Below are 17,711 nucleotides of genomic sequence, written 5' to 3' on the forward strand. Positions count from 1 at the left end.
ACTGGACGTTGAGGGAAATTCGGTGGCTTAACGAAGTCGATCGGGAGAACTGGCTCGGCAGGCTTTCCGAGACGGCGGACTCAGGCGGCGCGTTTGCGTCGTCGCGGCGGTAGTTCGGCGGCGGGCTTGCGCTCAAGGGCGAGTTCAGGCTGCGGCACGTCGGTGCCGGGCAGCGATGCTTGCGGATTTCCGACAGGGCGCGGCGTATCGACTACAGTGCGAAGTCGATCGAGTTCGCGCGTGAGCTTCGCCAACTGGTACTCGAGCTGACAATTTCGGCGGTACAACGTGCGCATCTTCTGGCTAAGCGCCTGCGTCTGCGTCCAGTACTCCGGATACATGACGAAACGCCCGTCGGGGCGCTCGACGACACCCAGTCCGCTCTGCCCCATCACATCGATGGTTTCCAGCGCGTAGCGTCGAACTTTTTTTACCGTACCTGCCGCCATTGAATTCCTACAGTCCCAGCCTGAGAGAGTCAGGCGCGGAATTTTGCCACGAATTCGCCCCGGCCGGGCGGCAAACCACCACCGGGCCGAGATTTATTTTCGGCCGCCAGCCCCGCCCGCGGGACCTGTCGAGTCACCCGATGTCGACTTGGGCGCCCGTTTTGGCTTGTCGATTTCGATGGAAACCGGGTCACTTGCCGGAAACGTCTCCTCAAGGGCTTCATCAAGGTCGCGTTCCACGACGTCCTCCGGCTCAGACTTCTGTTGGACCGGCTTGCGCGTCTGGGTATCGCTCATCAAGTCCTCCTCGGGTAAAGCCGCGCCGAAGCGCGACGGCAGCTCCCACTATACTGCGAGCGACGTGTCTTCGCCTGGAACCGGCCTCACCCAGCCGGCGTCAGCCGCTCACGATGGCGGACGAGCGCTTCACGCACCAGCACGTGCATCTCGGCGGAGACCGGCGTGTCGGCCAATGCGAGGATCTCGGCGCGCATGCGTGGATCCCAGAACTTGTGCAGATGCGCGGCGACTTCATCCAGCGCTTCGTCGCGATCAGGTAACGATTCAAAGAAGTCCGCGATGCGATTGGCCATGCGCACGAGGTTATTACCGTCCATCAGGAAGCTCCTGCTCGTTTGTTGGCGTCAGGCGCTGGCGTCGAGCGCCGCCCCGCCGGTGTAGATCACGCACTGCTCCCCGCGCACGAAGCCGACCAGCGTCACGCCCGCCGCCGCTGCCGTTTGCACCGCGAGGGCCGTCGCCGCCGAAACGGCCGCGACCATTGGAATGCCGACCTGCGCGGCCTTTTGCACGATTTCGACGCTCGCACGACTCGTCATCAGCACAAAGCCACGATCGAACGGCTGTCCGCTGCGCGCGAGCGCGCCGATCAGCTTGTCGAGCGCGTTGTGCCGGCCGACGTCTTCACGCAAGCAAAGTATCTCGCCCTGCGGCGAGCACCAGGCCGCGCCGTGCACGGCGCCCGTCACGCCGTTCAGCGGCTGATGGCGCGCCAGCCCGGCATACGCGGCGGCCAGCGCCGCGTGCGACACACGCAGCGGCGCACCGGCGGGCGGCAACGGCCGCAGAACCTGATCGAGACTTTCCGTGCCGCACAGTCCGCAGCCGGTGCGTCCCGTGAGATTGCGGCGCCGTTCCTTGAGTCCGGCAAACGCGCGCGACGAGACGTCGAGATGCGCCGTCACGCCCTGTGTCGTTGCCGTCACGTCAATGCCGTAGCACTCGCGCCGGTCGTTGAGAATGCCCTCGGACAACGCGAACCCCAAGGCAAAGTCGTCGACGTCTGCAGGCGTGGCGAGCATCACCACGTGGGAGATGCCATTGAACTCCAGCGCTACGGGCACTTCTTCGGCCAGTTCGTCGCTCGCCGACTGCCACGTCCCATGACGGAAGCGCCGAACGTCAACCGTCGCACTCGGCGCGAGACTGTCCGGGTCGAGCACGGCGGGCGCCGCGTCGCACACCGGCGCGACACGTCCGCCAACCGTCTCGTCGATCACGTCGGCATCGCCCGGCCCCGCACGCTCGCCCTGCGGTTCGCCTGCAGGCTGCCGGTTGTCCCGGTCACCTAATGGGTTGAACATCGTCAAACGCTGACTCCACGTCAATTCACCGAACGCGCCCTACTTCGCCGGCACCGGCTCGGAGGGCACATGGGCCGCATCGAGCAGCGCGAGCTGCGTGCGGTTGAAGGTTGAGTATTCCGACTGCCATGCGGAGGGCTGTACCACCGGCAGCACTTGCACGGCCGTCACCTTGTACTCGGGACAGTTGGTCGCCCAGTCCGAGTTGTCGGTCGTGATGACGTTTGCGCCCGACTCCGGGAAATGGAAGGTCGTGTACACCACGCCCGGCTGCATGCGCTCGCTGATGACAGCACGCAGCACTGTTTCGCCCGCGCGGCTGCGGATGCCGACCCAATCGTTGTCCTTGATGCCGCGATCCTCCGCATCGACCGGGTGAATTTCGAGCCGGTCTTCATCGTGCCAGGCCACGTTGTGCGTGCGACGTGTCTGCGCGCCGACATTGTATTGCGAGAGAATGCGTCCCGTGGTGAGCAGCAGCGGGTAGCGCGGCGTAACCTTCTCGTCCGTCGGCACATATCGGGTGATGATGAAGCGTCCCTTGCCGCGCACGAACGCATGCACGTGCATGATCGGCGTGCCGTCGGGCGCCTCGTCGTTACACGGCCATTGCAGACTGCCGGCTTCATCGAGACGCGCGTAGCTCACGCCGCTGAACGTCGGGGTCAATCGGGCGATCTCGTCCATGATCTGCGACGGATGTGTATAAGGCATGTCGTACCCCAGTCGCTTCGCCAGCGCGATCGTCACCTCCCAGTCCGCCATGCCCGGCAGCGGCGCCATCACCCGACGCACACGTGAGATGCGCCGCTCCGCATTCGTGAATGTGCCGTCCTTTTCGAGGAACGTCGTGCCCGGCAGCAGCACATGCGCGTACTTGGCCGTTTCGTTCAGGAAGATATCCTGCACGACGAGGCACTCCATCGCCTCCATCGCCGCCGCCACGTGCTGCGTGTTCGGGTCGGACTGCACGATGTCCTCGCCCTGGCAGTAAAGCCCCTTGAAGCTGCCCTGCACCGCCGCGTCGAACATGTTCGGAATCCGCAGCCCCGGCTCGGCCTGCAGCGTGACGCCCCAAGCGGCCTCGAACGACTCGCGTACCAACGTATCGGAGACGTGGCGATAACCGGGCAGTTCATGGGGGAACGACCCCATGTCGCACGACCCTTGAACATTGTTCTGGCCGCGCAACGGGTTCACGCCAACGCCCTCGCGCCCGACATTCCCGGTGGCCATCGCCAGGTTGGCAATGCCCATGACCGCGGTCGACCCCTGAACGTGCTCGGTCACCCCCAGTCCGTAATAGATTGCCGCGTTGCCGCCCGTGGCGTACAAACGCGCCGCGCCGCGGATCTGCTCGGCGTCCACGCCGGTGACGACCGACACGGCTTCGGGAGAATTCTCCGGCAGCGCCACAAAGTCGCGCCATTGCGCGAAGGCCCGGTCTTCACAGCGCTCGGCGATGAAGTCCTCGGCCAGCAGCCCTTCGGTGACGATCACGTGCGCGAGGGCATTGACCATTGCCACGTTCGTTCCGGGGCGCAGCGGCAAGTGGAATGCGGCCTTCACGTGCGGCCCGTCGACGATGTCGATGCGCCGCGGATCGATCACGATGAGGTTCGCCCCCTCGCGCACACGACGCTTGAGTCGCGAGGCGAACACCGGATGCCCATCGGTCGGATTGGCGCCCATCACGAGAATCACGTCCGAGTGCTCGATCGACTTGAACGTCTGCGTGCCCGCCGACTCGCCGAGCGTCTGCTTGAGCCCGTAACCGGTCGGTGAATGACACACGCGCGCACAGGTGTCGACGTTGTTGTTACCGAACGCGGCACGCACCAGCTTCTGCACGAGATACGTCTCTTCGTTCGTGCAACGCGACGACGTGATGCCGCCAATGGCGTCGCGCCCATACGTCGCCTGAATGCGCCGGAACTCCGACGCCGCGTAGTCCAGCGCCTCGTCCCACGACACCTCGCGCCACGGATCGGTAATCTTGCTGCGGATCATCGGCTTGGTGATGCGCTCCTTGTGCGTGGCGTATCCCCACGCAAAGCGCCCCTTCACGCAGGCGTGGCCCTCATTCGCCCCGCCATCCTTGTACGGGGTCATGCGAACGACTTCCCCGCCCTTCATTTCCGCCTTGAACGCGCAGCCCACGCCGCAGTACGCACACGTGGTAACCACCGCGTGCTCGGGCTGCCCCATCTCGATGACGCTTTTTTCCTGCAGCGTCGCCGTCGGGCAGGCCGATACGCACGCGCCGCACGACACGCACTCCGAATCCATGAACGGCTGATCCTGCCCGGCCGAAACCCGCGCCTCGAAGCCACGGCCGGAAATCGTCAGCGCAAACGTGCCCTGCGTCTCCTCGCACGCCCGCACACAACGATTGCAGACGATGCATTTCGACGGGTCATACGTGAAATACGGATTCGACTCGTCCTTCGCGCTGTGAATATGGTTTTCGCCCTCGAAGCCGTAGCGCACCTCGCGCAGCCCCGTGACGCCCGCCATGTCCTGCAATTCGCAATCGCCGTTGGCCGCGCAGGTCAGGCAGTCGAGCGGGTGATCGGAGATGTAAAGCTCCATCACGTTGCGACGCAGATCCTGCAGCGCCGGCGACTGCGTGCGTACCTTCATGCCCGGCTCGACGGGTGTCGTACACGAGGCGGGAAATCCGCGCCGCCCCTCGATCTCGACCAGACACAAGCGGCAAGACCCGAACGGTTCGAGCGAATCCGTCGCACAGAGCTTGGGGATGTTGACGTCGCGGCCCGCCGCCGCCCGCATGATCGACGTGCCGGCCGGCACGGTTACGCGCTCGCCGTCGATTTCGAGGGTAATGCCGACATCGCTCTCACGCAGCGGCGTGCCCATGTCCAGGTCGTGGCCCGGGGTCACTGAGGTGCTCGGATGAATCATGTGTTCTCCTCCCTGTCTGACGCATGCGCGTCAGGCGGCTTCGGCGCGCCCGGCGCCATCGGGCAGACCGAAGTCTGCCGGGAAATGTTCGAGCGCCGAGCGCACCGGGAACGGCGTCATGCCGCCCATCGCGCACAGCGACCCCGCCACCATCGTGTCGCACAGATCACGCAGCAGTGTTACCTGACGCACGGAGGTGTCTCCGCGTCGGATCTGGTCGATCACCTCGACTCCGCGCGTCGCACCAATGCGGCACGGCGTACATTTGCCGCACGACTCGTGTGCACAGAACTGCATCGCGTAGCTCGCCAACGCCGCGAGGTCGGCCGTGTCGTCGTGGACGACCACCCCGCCGTGACCGACGACCGCGCCGAGCGAGGCATACGCCTCGTAATCCATCGGCACGTCCCACTGCGCGCTTGGCAGATACGCCCCGAGCGGGCCCCCGACCTGAATGGCCTTGGCAGGGCGCCCGCTGGCTGTCCCGCCGCCGAACTCGTCGAGCAGTGTGCGCAGCGTCACGCCGAACGCCAGCTCCACCAGTCCGCCGCGACGCACGTTGCCCGCGAGTTGCACCGCCAGTGTGCCTTGCGAGCGGCCCATGCCGAACTCGCGATAGGCGTCGGCGCCATGCGCGAAGATGAACGGCACGCTCGCGAGGGTAACGACGTTGTTGACGAGTGTCGGCTGCCCGAAGAGTCCGGCCACCGCTGGAATCGGCGGTTTCGCCCGGACCACGCCGCGCTTGCCTTCCAGGCTTTCGAGCAACGCCGTTTCCTCGCCGCAGATATAAGCGCCCGCCGCCTTGGCGACGCGCAACTCGCAAGCGCGTCCCGAGCCCAGCACGTCCGGGCCGAGCCAGCCTTCCCGGCGCGCGACGGCAATTGCCGACTCGAGTGCCGCAATGGCATGCGGATACTCGCTGCGCACGTAGATGATGCCCTCGCTCGCCCCCACGCAGAGCGCTGCGATGGCCATCCCTTCGATGAGAACGAACGGATCGCTCTCCATGATGAGCCGATCGGCAAATGTGCCCGAGTCGCCTTCGTCGGCATTGCAGACGACGTATTTGGTTGCCGCCTGGGCGCGGCTGACGGTTTGCCACTTGATGCCCGCCGGAAACGCCGCGCCGCCGCGTCCACGCAGGCCCGAGTCGAGCACGGTCTGGCACCCTGCGGCCGCGTCGAGCGCCAGGCATGCGCGCAGTCCGACCAGGCCACCGTGCGCTTCATAGTCCACCGGGTTGAGCGGGTCGGTCACGCCAATGCGCGCGAACGTCAGGCGCTGTTGCCGCGCCAGATACGGAATCGCATCGACCCGACCGACGCAGGCAGGCATTGGGGCGTCCCAACTCCCGTCGGGATTGTCCGCGGGAACCTCGCGCTTGGCGTCCTGAGCAGCACATGCGGGCCAGCCGCTATCGAACAAGGCGGCGACCTGAGCGGCCTGCACGTTGCTGTACCCGATGCGCCCGGCGGGGGTCTCCACTTCGACGAGGGGTTCGAGCCAAAACAGCCCACGAGAGCCATTGCGCACGATATCGACGGCAATGCCTCGCTGGGTGGCTTCCGTTGCCACAGCGGCGGCGACCCGGTCCGCGCCCAAGGCGAGCGCAGCGGAGTCGCGCGGGATATACACGCGGTACGGACCGCGCTTCGAAGACTCAGACATGGCCACCTGCCTTGCGCACCGGCAGCAGCGCATCGAAGCGCGCCGGACTCACGCGCGCGTGCAGTTCGCCGTTGATCATCACGGCCGGGGACAACGCACATTGCCCGAGGCAATACACCGATTCGACGCCGACGCCGCGACACGGCGCGCCGTCCACGGGTGCGCCGGTAGACGCCTCGATATGGGCCACGAGCGCTTCGCCACCCCGACTGCGACAGGCCTCCGCGCGGCAGACCTGCACCACGATCGGGGGCGGCGGCGCGCTGCGGAAGTGATGATAGAAGGTAATCACGCCATGCACTTCGGCGCGAGAAAGATTCAGCGCGGCGGCGATCGCCGGCACATGGGCGGGGTCGACGTAACCGTCGCTGTCCTGCAGGGCATGCAACAGCGGCAACAACTCGTGCGCACGGCCGGCGTGGCGAGCCAGCAGCGGCGCGAGCGTCGCGTGAGGGGTGGACACCATCTCGTATGTCTCCTGGGGCGAAACGGCGCCTCATATGTTCTACGTTGCATATGATGGCGGCGCGTTTCTGGGGGCTCGACAGTTAGGACATTAGTCCAAACGTCCCCTCCCAACAAGCCTCGTGGAAACACCGATAGCTTGCGTTGCTCGCTTTTCCCACGCTCGCCGCACAGCAGCATGCCAAAGCCGCATAAACCGCGCCGGCTGGCCGTTCGACGCGACCGATGCTCGGGCGCAACATATGCATATCATTGCATATTATTTTTCAACCCAACGAGGGAAACGCCTCAGACAGCGGGGCGATGCTACCGGTCGCCGCCTCGCTGTAGCCGGGGATGGCATGCACCGCCTGCCGATACGCGTCGCTTTGCAGAATTTCCAGCAGCGTCCGCAAATGCGCGGACTCGCTGCCGGTCTCGGGAAACATCAGGCAATAGCGCTCCGTCAGGATTGGCAGGAAATCGAGCCCGAACTGGCTTGCCGCTGCCTCGATGGCGAGACCCGCGTCGGCGCGTCCGCTGGCGATGTACGCCGCCACGGCGGCGTGCGTGAACTCGATGTTCTCCGCGCCCGCCACGGCAGCCGGATCGATTCCCTCACGCGCGAGCAGCAGATCGAAGATGATTCGGGTGCCGGATCCGCGCTCCCGGTTCGCGAAGCGCGCCCCCGTGCGCGGCAGGTCGGCCAGCGTATGAATGCCGAGCGGATTGCCGCGTGCAACGAGCAACCCGAGACGGCGCGAAGCGACGTCTGCCACCCGATACGACTTGCCCTTGAGCAAGGGCCCATAGTGATCGAGCACCGGTTCTGCAAGCGCGCCGATCGGCACGTGAAAACTCGCGACCTCGCACTCGTGCTTCGCGAGCGCGGCAATCGCTTCGATGCTGCCGCGATAGCTCACTTCGATGGGCAGGCCCGCGCGTCCCGCGAAATCGACCAGCGCCGCGATCGCCAGCCCATGACTGGCAAACAGCCGCAGTTGGTCGCTGTCCTGCAACAGCAGATCGTCAAGCTCGGTCTGCAACTCCGACGCCATCGTCTCCAGCAGGGGGCCGAGCCGAGCCTGCAGGCGCTTTTGCCCCCACAGTAGCCGCTGAGCAAGCGGCGTGAGCACCGCGCCACGGCCACGCGCCATCGTCAGCAAGGGCGCCCCCATGAGCGCCTCGACTTCCTTCACGTGGCCCCACGCGCCTCGATACGATTGCCCGAGCGCTTGGCTGGCCGCCTGCAAGTTGCCGTGCGCCTGCACCTCGGCGAGTAGCGACAGCACCTTGTCGAGCGGAAGATCGTTGCCGTCGCGGTGAAACCGGAGCTGCGGGCCGATCGATATCTGCTTCATTGACTCACCTTATATGCTATTAATTGCATAAATCAATTTATGCAATATCCTGATAAGATGCCTGAAAACGTCGAATTCATAGGGTTTTCCAGATCGACGTCGGCACCAAAATACCGTTGCAACGCCGTTGAATTATGCATCACTTTGCCTATTTAACGGTAACCGTTTGGCTATGTCCGAAGCATTCCCCAGATGCCGACGCGCCGCGCCACCTCTTCTCGTCAGAAAACGCACCATGCCCGCCTCGAAAATCGCCCCCTACGATCGCCCCGCCGGCGGCTGGGGAGCCCTCAAGAACGTTGCCATTCAACTTGTCACCCAAGGCATTCCGCTCAAAGGCGCCCGCACACTGCTCAGCGCAAACCAACCCAGCGGCTTCGATTGCCCGGGCTGCGCGTGGCCGGATCGCGAACACGCCTCGACGTTCGAATTCTGCGAAAACGGGGCCAAGGCGGTCGCCGCCGAAGCCACCAAGCGCCGCGTCACCCCTGACTTTTTTGCCGAGCACAGTGTGACCGACTTGCTCGCGCTGGACGATTACACGCTCGAAGGCTACGGCCGTCTTACGCATCCCATGCGCTACGACGCCGCCACCGACCGCTATGCACCGATCGCCTGGACCGACGCCTTCGCGTTGATCGGCGAGCACTTGCGCGCCCTGCCCGACCCCGATCAGGCAGCGTTCTATACGTCCGGTCGCACCAGCAACGAAGCGGCGTTCCTTTATCAGCTCTTCGTGCGCCAGTACGGCACGAACAATTTTCCCGACTGCTCGAACATGTGTCACGAGCCGACGAGCGTTGGCCTGCCGCCCACGATCGGCATCGGCAAGGGCACCGTCACCCTCGACGACTTCGAACAGGCCGATACGCTGCTGCTGTTCGGCCAGAACCCGGGCACCAATCATCCGCGCATGCTCGGTGAGTTGCGCGAGGCAGCCCGGCGCGGCGCGACCATCGTGTCGGTCAATCTGCTGCACGAACGCGGATTGGAACGCTTTGCCGACCCGCAAAGTCCGGCCGAAATGCTGAGCCTCGGCGGCACCGCGATCAGCAGCCATTACATCACGCCGGCGTGCGGCGGCGACTTTGCATTCGTGAAGGGCGTCATCAAGCGCGTGCTGGAGCGCGACGCCCTTGCGCGCGCCAATGGCGAATCCGCGCTGCTCGACGATGCCTTCATCGCGGAACACACACACGGTTTCGACGATTTCGCCGCCGACGTACGCAGCGAACGCTGGGACGATCTCACGCGCGCGTCCGGTGTCTCGCAAGCCCAGATGTGCCAGATTGCCGACGTCTATCTGCGCGGCGAGCGCGTCATTGCGACGTGGGGCATGGGCATTACGCAGCACAAGCACGCCGTCGCGACCATTCAGATGATCGTCAACCTGATGCTCCTGCGCGGCAACATCGGACGCCCGGGGGCGGGTCTGTGTCCCGTGCGCGGTCACAGCAACGTGCAGGGCGACCGTACCGTCGGCATCAACGAAAAGCCGTCGGCCGCCTTCCTTGACCGGCTTGGCCAAGCGTTCGCGTTTGCGCCGCCGCGACGCGACGGGTTGAGCGTCGTCGATACGATCTCGGCCATGCGCGACGGCCGCGTCAAGGTCTTCATCGGCATGGGCGGCAACTTCGCGATGGCCACACCCGACACGCCGCGCACCTGGGAGGGGCTTCGCCAGTGCGACCTGACTGTGCACGTGGCGACCAAGCTCAATCGCAGCCATCTCGTGCACGGGCGCGATGCACTGATCCTGCCGTGTCTGGGCCGCACCGAAATCGACATGCAGCAAGGCGCGGTGCAGGGCGTCACGGTGGAAGACTCGATGAGCATGGTGCACCTGTCGTATGGCATCAACGCCCCGGCGTCCGAGCATCTGCGTTCCGAACCGACCATTGTCGCGGGCATCGCGCAGGCAACGATGGGCCGCGCGCTCGGCGGTGTCGAGGATTGGCACTGGTACGTGGAGGACTACGATCGCATTCGCGACGCCATGGCCGCCACCTTTGATGACTTTGCGGACTTCAATCGCCGCGTGCGCCATCCGGGGGGCTTCCGGCTGCCCGTGCCGCCGTCAACGCGTCAGTGGCTGACCGCCAACGCGCGCGCCAACTTCACGACACACCCGCTGCCGCACGAGATGCCGATCGACGTGGCACGGCGCCAGGCGGGTGAGCGTGGCGCCGATGTGCTGCAACTCGCCACGATTCGCTCCCACGATCAATACAACACCACAATCTACGGCCTGAACGACCGATATCGTGGGGTGTTCGGACAGCGCCGCGTTGTCTTCGCCAACTCGGAAGATCTGGATGCGCGAGGCTTTCGTGCAGGCGAGCACGTTGACCTCGTGGGTGTCTGGCACGACGGCATTGCGCGTCGCGCCGATGATTTCCTGCTCGTTGCCTACGACATTCCGCGTGGCTGCATCGCGGCATACTACCCCGAGACCAACGGACTGGTGCCGCTCGACGCTATCGCCGAGGGTGCTGGGACGCCGACCTCGAAGTCGATCCCGGTGCTGCTGGAGCGCCGTCCGGCCTGATGAGGCGAGGCGGCCTGACGCGCAACGCTTGCCGCCTCACGCCTGACGCTTGGCGCTTGGCGTTTACCGTTTGCCGTTTGTCGCCCGACGCTTGCCATCTGGCGCCTGGCGCCTGACGTGTGCTCAGGCGTGGCACCCCATTTCCAGGTGCGCTATTTCGGGATTCTGACGATTCATGCTATAAATGCGAATCGTTTTTGTTACCATTCGCATAATCACCGAAAAATGTGTGACCGCTGCGTTTGCCCGGAACCGTTTTCGATCGGCCTCGACCGTCGCGTCGCCAAAGGGTGACGTCTTCGCTTGCGGGCCATATTTTCATGTGATTCCCGAGCATGTTGATTGGATTGGCTATTGCCCTGGCATGGCTGGCAGGCGGCGCCTGCTATCTCACCTCTGAGCACCAGCGTGTGCGCGCACGACGTTTGGCTGCGCAGCCCGCCCGGTCACTCTCGCTGTTGGCCGCCATTGCCAGCCTGGGTTGCTGGTGGCTGGCGGCCGGCCCTTCGGCCGGCATCGCTGCGGCGTTCATGTCGCTGTGTTTCGGCCAGCTTTTCTGGCCGTATGCAGTGGGCGGCTGGCGCTCTTTGCGCGGAGACGCTCATGTGGAGTAGAACCTTCGCGGGCCTGGTGCTCGGCGGCTTCGCGGCGATGGCGCTGTGCGGCACTATCGCCCATCTGACGCCGGTCGGTTGGCAAACGGCGGTGATTCCCGTCATCGCCCTCTTCCCGCTCCTGTGGCTTGGCCTGTGTGCCGTCGCCTACGCGAGCCGCACCGCCAAACACGCGTGGGTTGGCCTTGGCGCCACCACCGTCGTCGCCTGGGTTGCGCTGCTGTTGGCGCACGCCGTCGGGTAAGGATTGTTCAATGCGCGCCCAAACCCTTCGCCAATATCTGAGTGTCCACACGTGGGCCGGCATCGTCGCCGGTTTCGCGCTGTTCATCGCCATGCTCGGCGGCGCCCTGACCGTCTTCCATCATGAGATCGAACGCTGGGAGCAGCCCGCCACGCGTCATGCACCGCTCTCGCTCGCGCAAACGGAACAGCTCGCCGAGCGGGTTCGCATGCAATTCCCGGCCGCGCGCGAGCAGATGGGCGTGGTGTTGCCCAATCACTCGCCAACGCCCTTTGCCTACTGGCAGGAACCGAACGGCGAATGGCAACAGGCACGCTTGCCCGCTAACGCCGAGGGTACCGCGCCGTCGCTCGTGATCGGCGAGGCGCGCCCGGGCCTGTCGGGCACGATCAATGCGCTGCACTACTCGCTGTCGATCCCGACCTACGGGCTATATCTGATGGGCGTGGTGTCGCTGTTCTACGGCATGGCGTTGATCTCGGGCGTGATCGTGCATCTGCCGCGCGTCACGCGAGACCTCTTTGCGTTGCGCCCGGGACGCAACGTCAAGCGCTTCTGGCAGGACGCGCATAACGCCATCGGCGTGCTGAGTCTGCCGTTTCATATTGTCTTCGCGCTGACAGGGGCGCTGCTGTGCCTCCTCCTGCCGCTGATGATGGCGTTCAACGTCGTGACGTTCGATAACAAGCTGCTGTCGCAAATTCCGCAGATAACGGGCGCAGTGCCGGCAACGATCGCACCGGTCGACGGCAAGCCGCTTGGTCTCACGGCCCTGCTCGCCCGCGCCGAGCACGCGGCGCCCGGCATGGAAGCGACCGCCGTGGCGTGGACCCGCTACGGCAAGCCGGACGCGGTGGCCGAAGTCTACGGCGAGGCCAGCGACTCGCTGGGAGTGTTCTCGGCCGTGGCCGTGCGCCTGAACGACGGGGCGATCGTCGGTCAGCACAGCCCCGGCGTACGGGACGCCAACCACGCGATGCTCAGCATGATCTACGGCGCCCACTTCGGTAACTTCGCGGGCGATGCCATGCGCTGGGTGTACTTCGTCCTGGGCCTGATGGGTGCGGTGCTCGTCTACAGTGGCAACCTGCTCTGGCTCGAATCGCGTCGCAAGCGCAACGCAGCCGTACAACCCGCCCATCTGCGAGGGATGGCCAAGGCCACCGCCGGCGTGTTTCTCGGCACATGCCTGGGGATTGCCGCGGCCTTCGTCGGTGCGATCGTCGCCCCCGACATGACGGCGCTCTCAATCTTCATCGCCACGCTCACCGCCTCGATGCTTTTCGCCGCGCTCGCGGCGCCGGCGGTGGCAGCCACGGGACTACTTGCAGCGACGGCGCTCGTCTGCCTCATTATCCCGGCCGCCGACGCCGTGCTCACGCCGGACAATCTCGTGCGCTCGATGGCTGCGGGCGATTGGGTGCTGGCCGGCGTTGACCTCGTCGCGATCGTCTTCGCGGGCGGCTTTGCACTGTTCGCGTGCGCGACCTGGAAACGCGCCCGCCGCGGCGATCCCTACAGCGTGTGGGCACGACCCGCGCCGACTTCCGCTGCCCCGACCTCAGAAGCCAGCGCTGACCTGAGCGCCAAGCCCTAGCAGCGAGTCGCACGCACGGCCACGTCGACGCGCGCCTGACCGGCTGCCGGTCGATCCGAGGCGCGCCGCCTTCCAAGATGAGTCAGGCCCCAGCCGGGTCCGGCTGGCGGCTTGCGTAGCGCGCTTGCCCCCACATTGGATCGCGCCATTCATCGCCCGTCGGAACGTCGCCTCGTCTCAACAGACGTCCACACAATCATTCCGCCAGCGCTCGTTGCTCACGCCATCGGCGCGTGTCCCGTCTCCAGCCAACGAAAGCGCATTTCACATTGCGGAATTCCCTCGAAATTTCGCTCGCCTCATTTTTCCGTCACCCGAAAACGTGTTTCGAATTGCGAAATATTGCACATATGTCATTGAAAAATAAGCATAAATTAACTCTTATGTCTTATATAAGACTTGACCCAATCGCGCCAAACGGCGGTACCATTTCGTCATGCAGTTCGCTTCGACATACGGGGGCGACACGCTGAACCCTTTATTCAAACGCGCTTTGCTCTCAGGAGAGGCACATGACCCAATATCAAGACGACATCACCGCTGTGGCTGGTTTGAAGCAGAAACAAGGCAGCGCCTGGGATGCCATCAATCCCGAATATGCCGCACGCATGCGTGCCCAGAACCGATTCAAAACGGGTCTGGACATTGCCAAGTACACGGCCAAGATCATGCGCGCCGACATGGCCGCCTACGATGCGGACCCGTCCAAGTACACCCAGTCGCTGGGTTGCTGGCACGGCTTCATCGGCCAGCAGAAGATGATCTCCATCAAGAAGCACTTCAACACCACCGACCGCAGCTACCTTTATCTGTCGGGTTGGATGGTTGCAGCACTGCGCTCGGAGTTCGGACCGCTGCCGGACCAGTCGATGCACGAAAAAACCTCCGTCACCGCGTTGATCCGCGAGCTGTACACGTTCCTGCGCCAAGCGGACGCCCGCGAACTCGGCGGCCTGTTCCGCCAACTGGACGCGGCCGACGGGGCTGCCAAGGCCGCCATCCAGGAGAAAATCGACAACCACGTCACCCACGTCGTGCCGATCATCGCCGACATCGACGCGGGTTTCGGTAACGCGGAAGCCACCTACCTGCTGGCCAAGCAGTTCATCGAAGCCGGCGCATGCTGCATTCAGATCGAGAATCAGGTGTCCGACGAGAAGCAATGCGGTCACCAGGATGGCAAAGTCACCGTGCCGCACGAAGACTTCCTCGCCAAGATTCGCGCGATTCGCTACGCCTTCCTGGAACTGGGCGTGGACGACGGCATTATTGTGTCCCGTACCGACTCGCTGGGCGCCGGCCTGACCAAGCAGATCGCCGTGACCCACACGCCGGGCGACTTGGGCGACCAATACAATTCCTTCCTTGATTGCGACGAAATTTCGGCGGATGCCCTCGGCAATGGCGACGTCGTCATCAAGCGCGACGGCAAGCTGCTGCGTCCCAAGCGCCTGCCCAGCAACCTGTTCCAGTTCCGCACTGGCACGGGCGAAGCGCGCTGCGTGCTGGATTCCATCACCGCACTGCAAAACGGCGCCGACCTGCTGTGGATCGAAACCGAAAAGCCGCATATCGCCCAGATCGCCGGCATGGTCAGCGAGATTCGCAAAGTGATCCCGAACGCCAAGCTGGTGTACAACAACAGCCCGTCGTTCAACTGGACCTTGAACTTCCGCCAGCAGACGTATGACGCGATGAAGGCGGCCGGCAAGGATGTCTCAGCCTACGAGCGCGGCCAGTTGATGAGCGAGGAATACGATGACACCGAATTGGCGGCCGTCGCCGACGAAAAAATTCGCACGTTCCAGGCCGATGCGGCGCGCGAAGCCGGTGTCTTCCACCACCTGATCACACTGCCGACGTACCACACCGCCGCACTCTCGACCGACAACCTGGCCAAGGAATACTTCGGCGATCAGGGCATGCTCGGCTATGTGGCCGGCGTGCAGCGCAAGGAAATTCGCCAGGGCATCGCCTGCGTGAAGCACCAGAATATGTCCGGCTCGGACATCGGCGACGACCACAAGGAGTATTTCAGCGGCGCAGCGGCCCTCAAGGCAGCGGGGAAAGACAACACCATGAACCAGTTCTAACCGGTTCCGATGACAAAAAAAACCGCTCGATTGAGCGGTTTTTTTTCGTCCCAAGGAAGCAAGCGCTGCCTTGAGCATAGGGGCCGACGGACTTAGCCGACGAACGCACGCTCGACGAGGTAGTGCCCCGGGGCGTGGTTGTGGCCTTCCACGAAGCCACGCTTCTCCAGCAGCTCGCGGGTGTCCTTGAGCATGGCCGGGCTGCCGCACAACATGATGCGGTCGTTTTCCGGCGAAAATTCCGGCAAACCGATGTCGGCGAACATCTTGCCCGACTCAACCAGCTCCGTGATACGGCCCTGGTTTTCGAACTCTTCGCGCGTCACCGTCGGATAATAGATCAGCTTGTCGCGCACGTATTCACCGAGATACTCGTGCGCCGGCAGATGCTGGGTAATGAGATCGCGATACGCCAATTCGCTGGTGAAGCGGCAGCCGTGAACCAGAATGATGTGCTCGTAGCGATCGTAGACTTCCGGATCGCGGATGATACTCATGAACGGCGCGAGGCCCGTGCCCGTCGAAAGCAGGTACAGATGCTTGCCCGGCAACAGGTTGTCGTCGATGAGCGTACCGGTCGGCTTGCGTCCAACGATGACCTTGTCGCCCGGCTTCAAGTGCTGCAGACGCGAGGTCAGCGGACCGTCCTGCACCTTGATGCTCAGGAACTCAAGCTCTTCCTCGTAATTCGCGCTCGCCATGCTGTAGGCGCGCAGCAGCGGTTTGCCTTCCACTTCCAGCCCGATCATCGTGAACTGGCCATTGACGTAACGGAACGAAGCGTCGCGAGTGGTCTTGAAGCTGAACAACGTATCAGTCCAGTGGTGGACTTCCAGCACGGTCTGTTGATTCTGAGTACTCATATTGGCTTGACGTATGACGACGGGCGGGGCGCGGCACATCGACGGAACTAATGCCCGAATCGCCTGACATGCGAATGCGCGAGCCGTCCTTGATGGCCCCGATGCCCGGACCCCAGGCGCGCCTAGCAGACGCACTTCCGGTTTTGGGCGGGAAAACCCCATTATTTTACCTCAAACGGGAATTGCTTTCATTTGTCCCCATCGGACCGCAAGGGTTTTGGCGGAATCGTGCGCCAACGCAGCGCGTCGACTCGACCGAACACGCGCGAAGTCCTTCGTATTCCGACCGATGTGACGCATCGAGCCGCTCGCAGGGCAAGTTGACGCCAACCAAAAGTCGCGCCAGTACGCAAGCCCCCATCGGCTAGGGAAACCCCCAAAGCCCGCCCAGCAAGGGATTGCGCCGGTGCATGACCGGAGATGCCCGTAGTTACCGTGTTTTTGTCATCATGAACGAGAAAGTACGCGGCATCGCACAACAAAATCGCCGCAAACCGTTGTCAGCACTGGCCCACAGCCCGCCGATGGCTCTATAATGCGGCTGCCCGGCCAGTGTCGGCGCCCTCTCGAGGCGTGACGGGATGGATCTTAGGATCGCGTTTGCGTGACGTGTCGCGATGGCGACTTTCTGGCATGTGCCGCGTGCCTTATGGCGCGGATACAACACCGACACTCGCCAAATGGCGAAAGTGTTAGAGTTGTCGCCGGTATTCACCACCTCTCAAGGGAAACACACATGAACAAACAGGAACTGATCGACGCCGTCGCCGGTGTTACGGGTGCTAGCAAGGCTCAAACTGGCGAAACCCTCGACACTCTGCTCGAGACCATCAAGAAGGCCGTCGCCAAGGGTGACGCGGTCCAGTTGATCGGCTTCGGCTCGTTCGGTTCGGGCAAGCGCGCCGCACGTACCGGCCGCAACCCGAAGACCGGCGAAGCGATCAAGATCCCGGCCGCCAAGACCGTGAAGTTCACGGCTGGCAAGGCGTTCAAGGACGCTGTGAACAAGAAGTAAAACCAGTTGCGCGCAGGCCGGCCTTCGGGCCGGCCTATCTTTTTTGCTCGCATGGCCGCGCCGCGGTGTGCAGCAATGGATAGGCGTCACGTCATCCTCTCGCGAGGTCCACGACTGATGTGACGCTGCGTGCCTCGCGGGTGTCCTGCACACCACAGCTCGGGCACCGGGCGCCCGCGACGAGACGCTCCCAGCGTCGTCTCCTGCCCCACTCCGGCAGCGACTCTCCTGTTGTCATCCCCTGCCGTCAACACCCACCGTCCTGACGCGCGTTGCCGATGGC

The 17,711-nt window shown here is 64.1% G+C and carries 15 protein-coding genes; 6 read left to right on the forward strand and 9 right to left on the reverse strand.

What is annotated here, in order from left to right; genetic code table 11:
- Positions 1 to 80: 80 nt before the first annotated feature.
- From PanNE5_RS19405 to PanNE5_RS19440, 8 genes are all read right to left on the reverse strand, one after another.
- Positions 81 to 449 (reverse strand): hypothetical protein, encoded by a 369-nt coding sequence (locus PanNE5_RS19405; protein WP_017234319.1) that lies wholly within the window; start codon positions 447 to 449, stop codon positions 81 to 83.
- Positions 450 to 542: 93 nt separating this feature from the next.
- Positions 543 to 746 (reverse strand): hypothetical protein, encoded by a 204-nt coding sequence (locus tag PanNE5_RS19410; RefSeq protein WP_017234318.1) that lies wholly within the window; start codon positions 744 to 746, stop codon positions 543 to 545.
- A gap of 86 nt (positions 747 to 832) precedes the next feature.
- The gene (locus tag PanNE5_RS19415) at positions 833 to 1,066 is read right to left on the reverse strand and encodes a formate dehydrogenase subunit delta (protein ID WP_017234317.1); all 234 of its coding nucleotides are present in this window, start codon (positions 1,064 to 1,066) and stop codon (positions 833 to 835) included.
- Between the two features lie 27 nt (positions 1,067 to 1,093).
- Complete coding sequence (fdhD, locus tag PanNE5_RS19420) at positions 1,094 to 2,059, reverse strand: formate dehydrogenase accessory sulfurtransferase FdhD (protein ID WP_315973444.1); 966 nt, start codon at positions 2,057 to 2,059, stop codon at positions 1,094 to 1,096.
- Between the two features lie 33 nt (positions 2,060 to 2,092).
- Entirely contained in the window at positions 2,093 to 4,978 is a 2,886-nt protein-coding gene (fdhF, locus tag PanNE5_RS19425; RefSeq protein WP_017234315.1) for a formate dehydrogenase subunit alpha, read from the reverse strand.
- Positions 4,979 to 5,008: 30 nt separating this feature from the next.
- Positions 5,009 to 6,649 carry a formate dehydrogenase beta subunit gene (locus tag PanNE5_RS19430; RefSeq protein WP_261938663.1) on the reverse strand — a complete coding sequence of 547 codons (1,641 nt, stop codon included), beginning with the start codon at positions 6,647 to 6,649 and terminating at the stop codon, positions 5,009 to 5,011.
- Complete coding sequence (locus tag PanNE5_RS19435) at positions 6,642 to 7,115, reverse strand: NAD(P)H-dependent oxidoreductase subunit E (protein ID WP_261938664.1); 474 nt, start codon at positions 7,113 to 7,115, stop codon at positions 6,642 to 6,644. The genes PanNE5_RS19430 and PanNE5_RS19435 overlap by 8 nt, the downstream gene beginning before the upstream one ends.
- A 265-nt stretch (positions 7,116 to 7,380) precedes the next feature.
- The gene (locus PanNE5_RS19440) at positions 7,381 to 8,454 is read right to left on the reverse strand and encodes a substrate-binding domain-containing protein (protein WP_017234312.1); all 1,074 of its coding nucleotides are present in this window, start codon (positions 8,452 to 8,454) and stop codon (positions 7,381 to 7,383) included.
- A 235-nt stretch (positions 8,455 to 8,689) separates the two neighbouring features.
- Between PanNE5_RS19440 and PanNE5_RS19445 the strand changes: the two genes are divergently transcribed.
- From PanNE5_RS19445 to PanNE5_RS19465, 5 genes are all read left to right on the forward strand, one after another.
- On the forward strand, positions 8,690 to 11,002 hold the full coding sequence (locus PanNE5_RS19445; RefSeq protein WP_261938665.1) for an FdhF/YdeP family oxidoreductase: 2,313 nt from the start codon (positions 8,690 to 8,692) through the stop codon (positions 11,000 to 11,002).
- Positions 11,003 to 11,337: 335 nt separating this feature from the next.
- Positions 11,338 to 11,616 carry a hypothetical protein gene (locus PanNE5_RS19450; RefSeq protein ID WP_261938666.1) on the forward strand — a complete coding sequence of 93 codons (279 nt, stop codon included), beginning with the start codon at positions 11,338 to 11,340 and terminating at the stop codon, positions 11,614 to 11,616.
- Positions 11,606 to 11,860 carry a hypothetical protein gene (locus tag PanNE5_RS19455; protein ID WP_017234309.1) on the forward strand — a complete coding sequence of 85 codons (255 nt, stop codon included), beginning with the start codon at positions 11,606 to 11,608 and terminating at the stop codon, positions 11,858 to 11,860. Before PanNE5_RS19450 ends, PanNE5_RS19455 begins: the two co-directional genes overlap by 11 nt.
- A gap of 10 nt (positions 11,861 to 11,870) precedes the next feature.
- On the forward strand, positions 11,871 to 13,457 hold the full coding sequence (locus PanNE5_RS19460; RefSeq protein ID WP_017234308.1) for a PepSY-associated TM helix domain-containing protein: 1,587 nt from the start codon (positions 11,871 to 11,873) through the stop codon (positions 13,455 to 13,457).
- Between the two features lie 512 nt (positions 13,458 to 13,969).
- Positions 13,970 to 15,550, forward strand: coding sequence for an isocitrate lyase (locus tag PanNE5_RS19465; RefSeq protein ID WP_150563852.1), 1,581 nt, complete (start codon positions 13,970 to 13,972; stop codon positions 15,548 to 15,550).
- 92 nt (positions 15,551 to 15,642) lie between these two features.
- On the opposite strand, the gene PanNE5_RS19470 is transcribed toward PanNE5_RS19465, so the two are convergent.
- Positions 15,643 to 16,413: a ferredoxin--NADP reductase gene (locus PanNE5_RS19470; protein WP_026132014.1), complete on the reverse strand. Its 771-nt coding sequence runs from the start codon at positions 16,411 to 16,413 to the stop codon at positions 15,643 to 15,645.
- Between the two features lie 736 nt (positions 16,414 to 17,149).
- Between PanNE5_RS19470 and PanNE5_RS19475 the strand changes: the two genes are divergently transcribed.
- Positions 17,150 to 17,428, forward strand: a complete 279-nt coding sequence (locus PanNE5_RS19475; protein WP_017234305.1) for an HU family DNA-binding protein — start codon at positions 17,150 to 17,152, stop codon at positions 17,426 to 17,428.
- Positions 17,429 to 17,711: the final 283 nt, after the last annotated feature.

The organism is Pandoraea sp. NE5, from assembly GCF_024363545.1.
GTDB lineage: Bacteria > Pseudomonadota > Gammaproteobacteria > Burkholderiales > Burkholderiaceae > Pandoraea > Pandoraea cepalis.

What these genes read in the sequence shown, in the direction of transcription:
- PanNE5_RS19405 (WP_017234319.1), bottom strand. Translation starts at nt 449, where the DNA reads ATGGCGGCAGGTACGGTAAAAAAAGTTCGACGCTACGCGCTGGAAACC.
- PanNE5_RS19410 (WP_017234318.1), bottom strand. Translation starts at nt 746, where the DNA reads ATGAGCGATACCCAGACGCGCAAGCCGGTCCAACAGAAGTCTGAGCCG.
- PanNE5_RS19415 (WP_017234317.1), bottom strand. Translation starts at nt 1,066, where the DNA reads ATGGACGGTAATAACCTCGTGCGCATGGCCAATCGCATCGCGGACTTC.
- fdhF (WP_017234315.1), bottom strand. Translation starts at nt 4,978, where the DNA reads ATGATTCATCCGAGCACCTCAGTGACCCCGGGCCACGACCTGGACATG.
- PanNE5_RS19430 (WP_261938663.1), bottom strand. Translation starts at nt 6,649, where the DNA reads ATGTCTGAGTCTTCGAAGCGCGGTCCGTACCGCGTGTATATCCCGCGC.
- PanNE5_RS19435 (WP_261938664.1), bottom strand. Translation starts at nt 7,115, where the DNA reads ATGGTGTCCACCCCTCACGCGACGCTCGCGCCGCTGCTGGCTCGCCAC.
- PanNE5_RS19440 (WP_017234312.1), bottom strand. Translation starts at nt 8,454, where the DNA reads ATGAAGCAGATATCGATCGGCCCGCAGCTCCGGTTTCACCGCGACGGC.
- PanNE5_RS19445 (WP_261938665.1), top strand. Translation starts at nt 8,690, where the DNA reads ATGCCCGCCTCGAAAATCGCCCCCTACGATCGCCCCGCCGGCGGCTGG.
- PanNE5_RS19450 (WP_261938666.1), top strand. Translation starts at nt 11,338, where the DNA reads ATGTTGATTGGATTGGCTATTGCCCTGGCATGGCTGGCAGGCGGCGCC.
- PanNE5_RS19455 (WP_017234309.1), top strand. Translation starts at nt 11,606, where the DNA reads ATGTGGAGTAGAACCTTCGCGGGCCTGGTGCTCGGCGGCTTCGCGGCG.
- PanNE5_RS19460 (WP_017234308.1), top strand. Translation starts at nt 11,871, where the DNA reads ATGCGCGCCCAAACCCTTCGCCAATATCTGAGTGTCCACACGTGGGCC.
- PanNE5_RS19465 (WP_150563852.1), top strand. Translation starts at nt 13,970, where the DNA reads ATGACCCAATATCAAGACGACATCACCGCTGTGGCTGGTTTGAAGCAG.
- PanNE5_RS19470 (WP_026132014.1), bottom strand. Translation starts at nt 16,413, where the DNA reads ATGAGTACTCAGAATCAACAGACCGTGCTGGAAGTCCACCACTGGACT.
- PanNE5_RS19475 (WP_017234305.1), top strand. Translation starts at nt 17,150, where the DNA reads ATGAACAAACAGGAACTGATCGACGCCGTCGCCGGTGTTACGGGTGCT.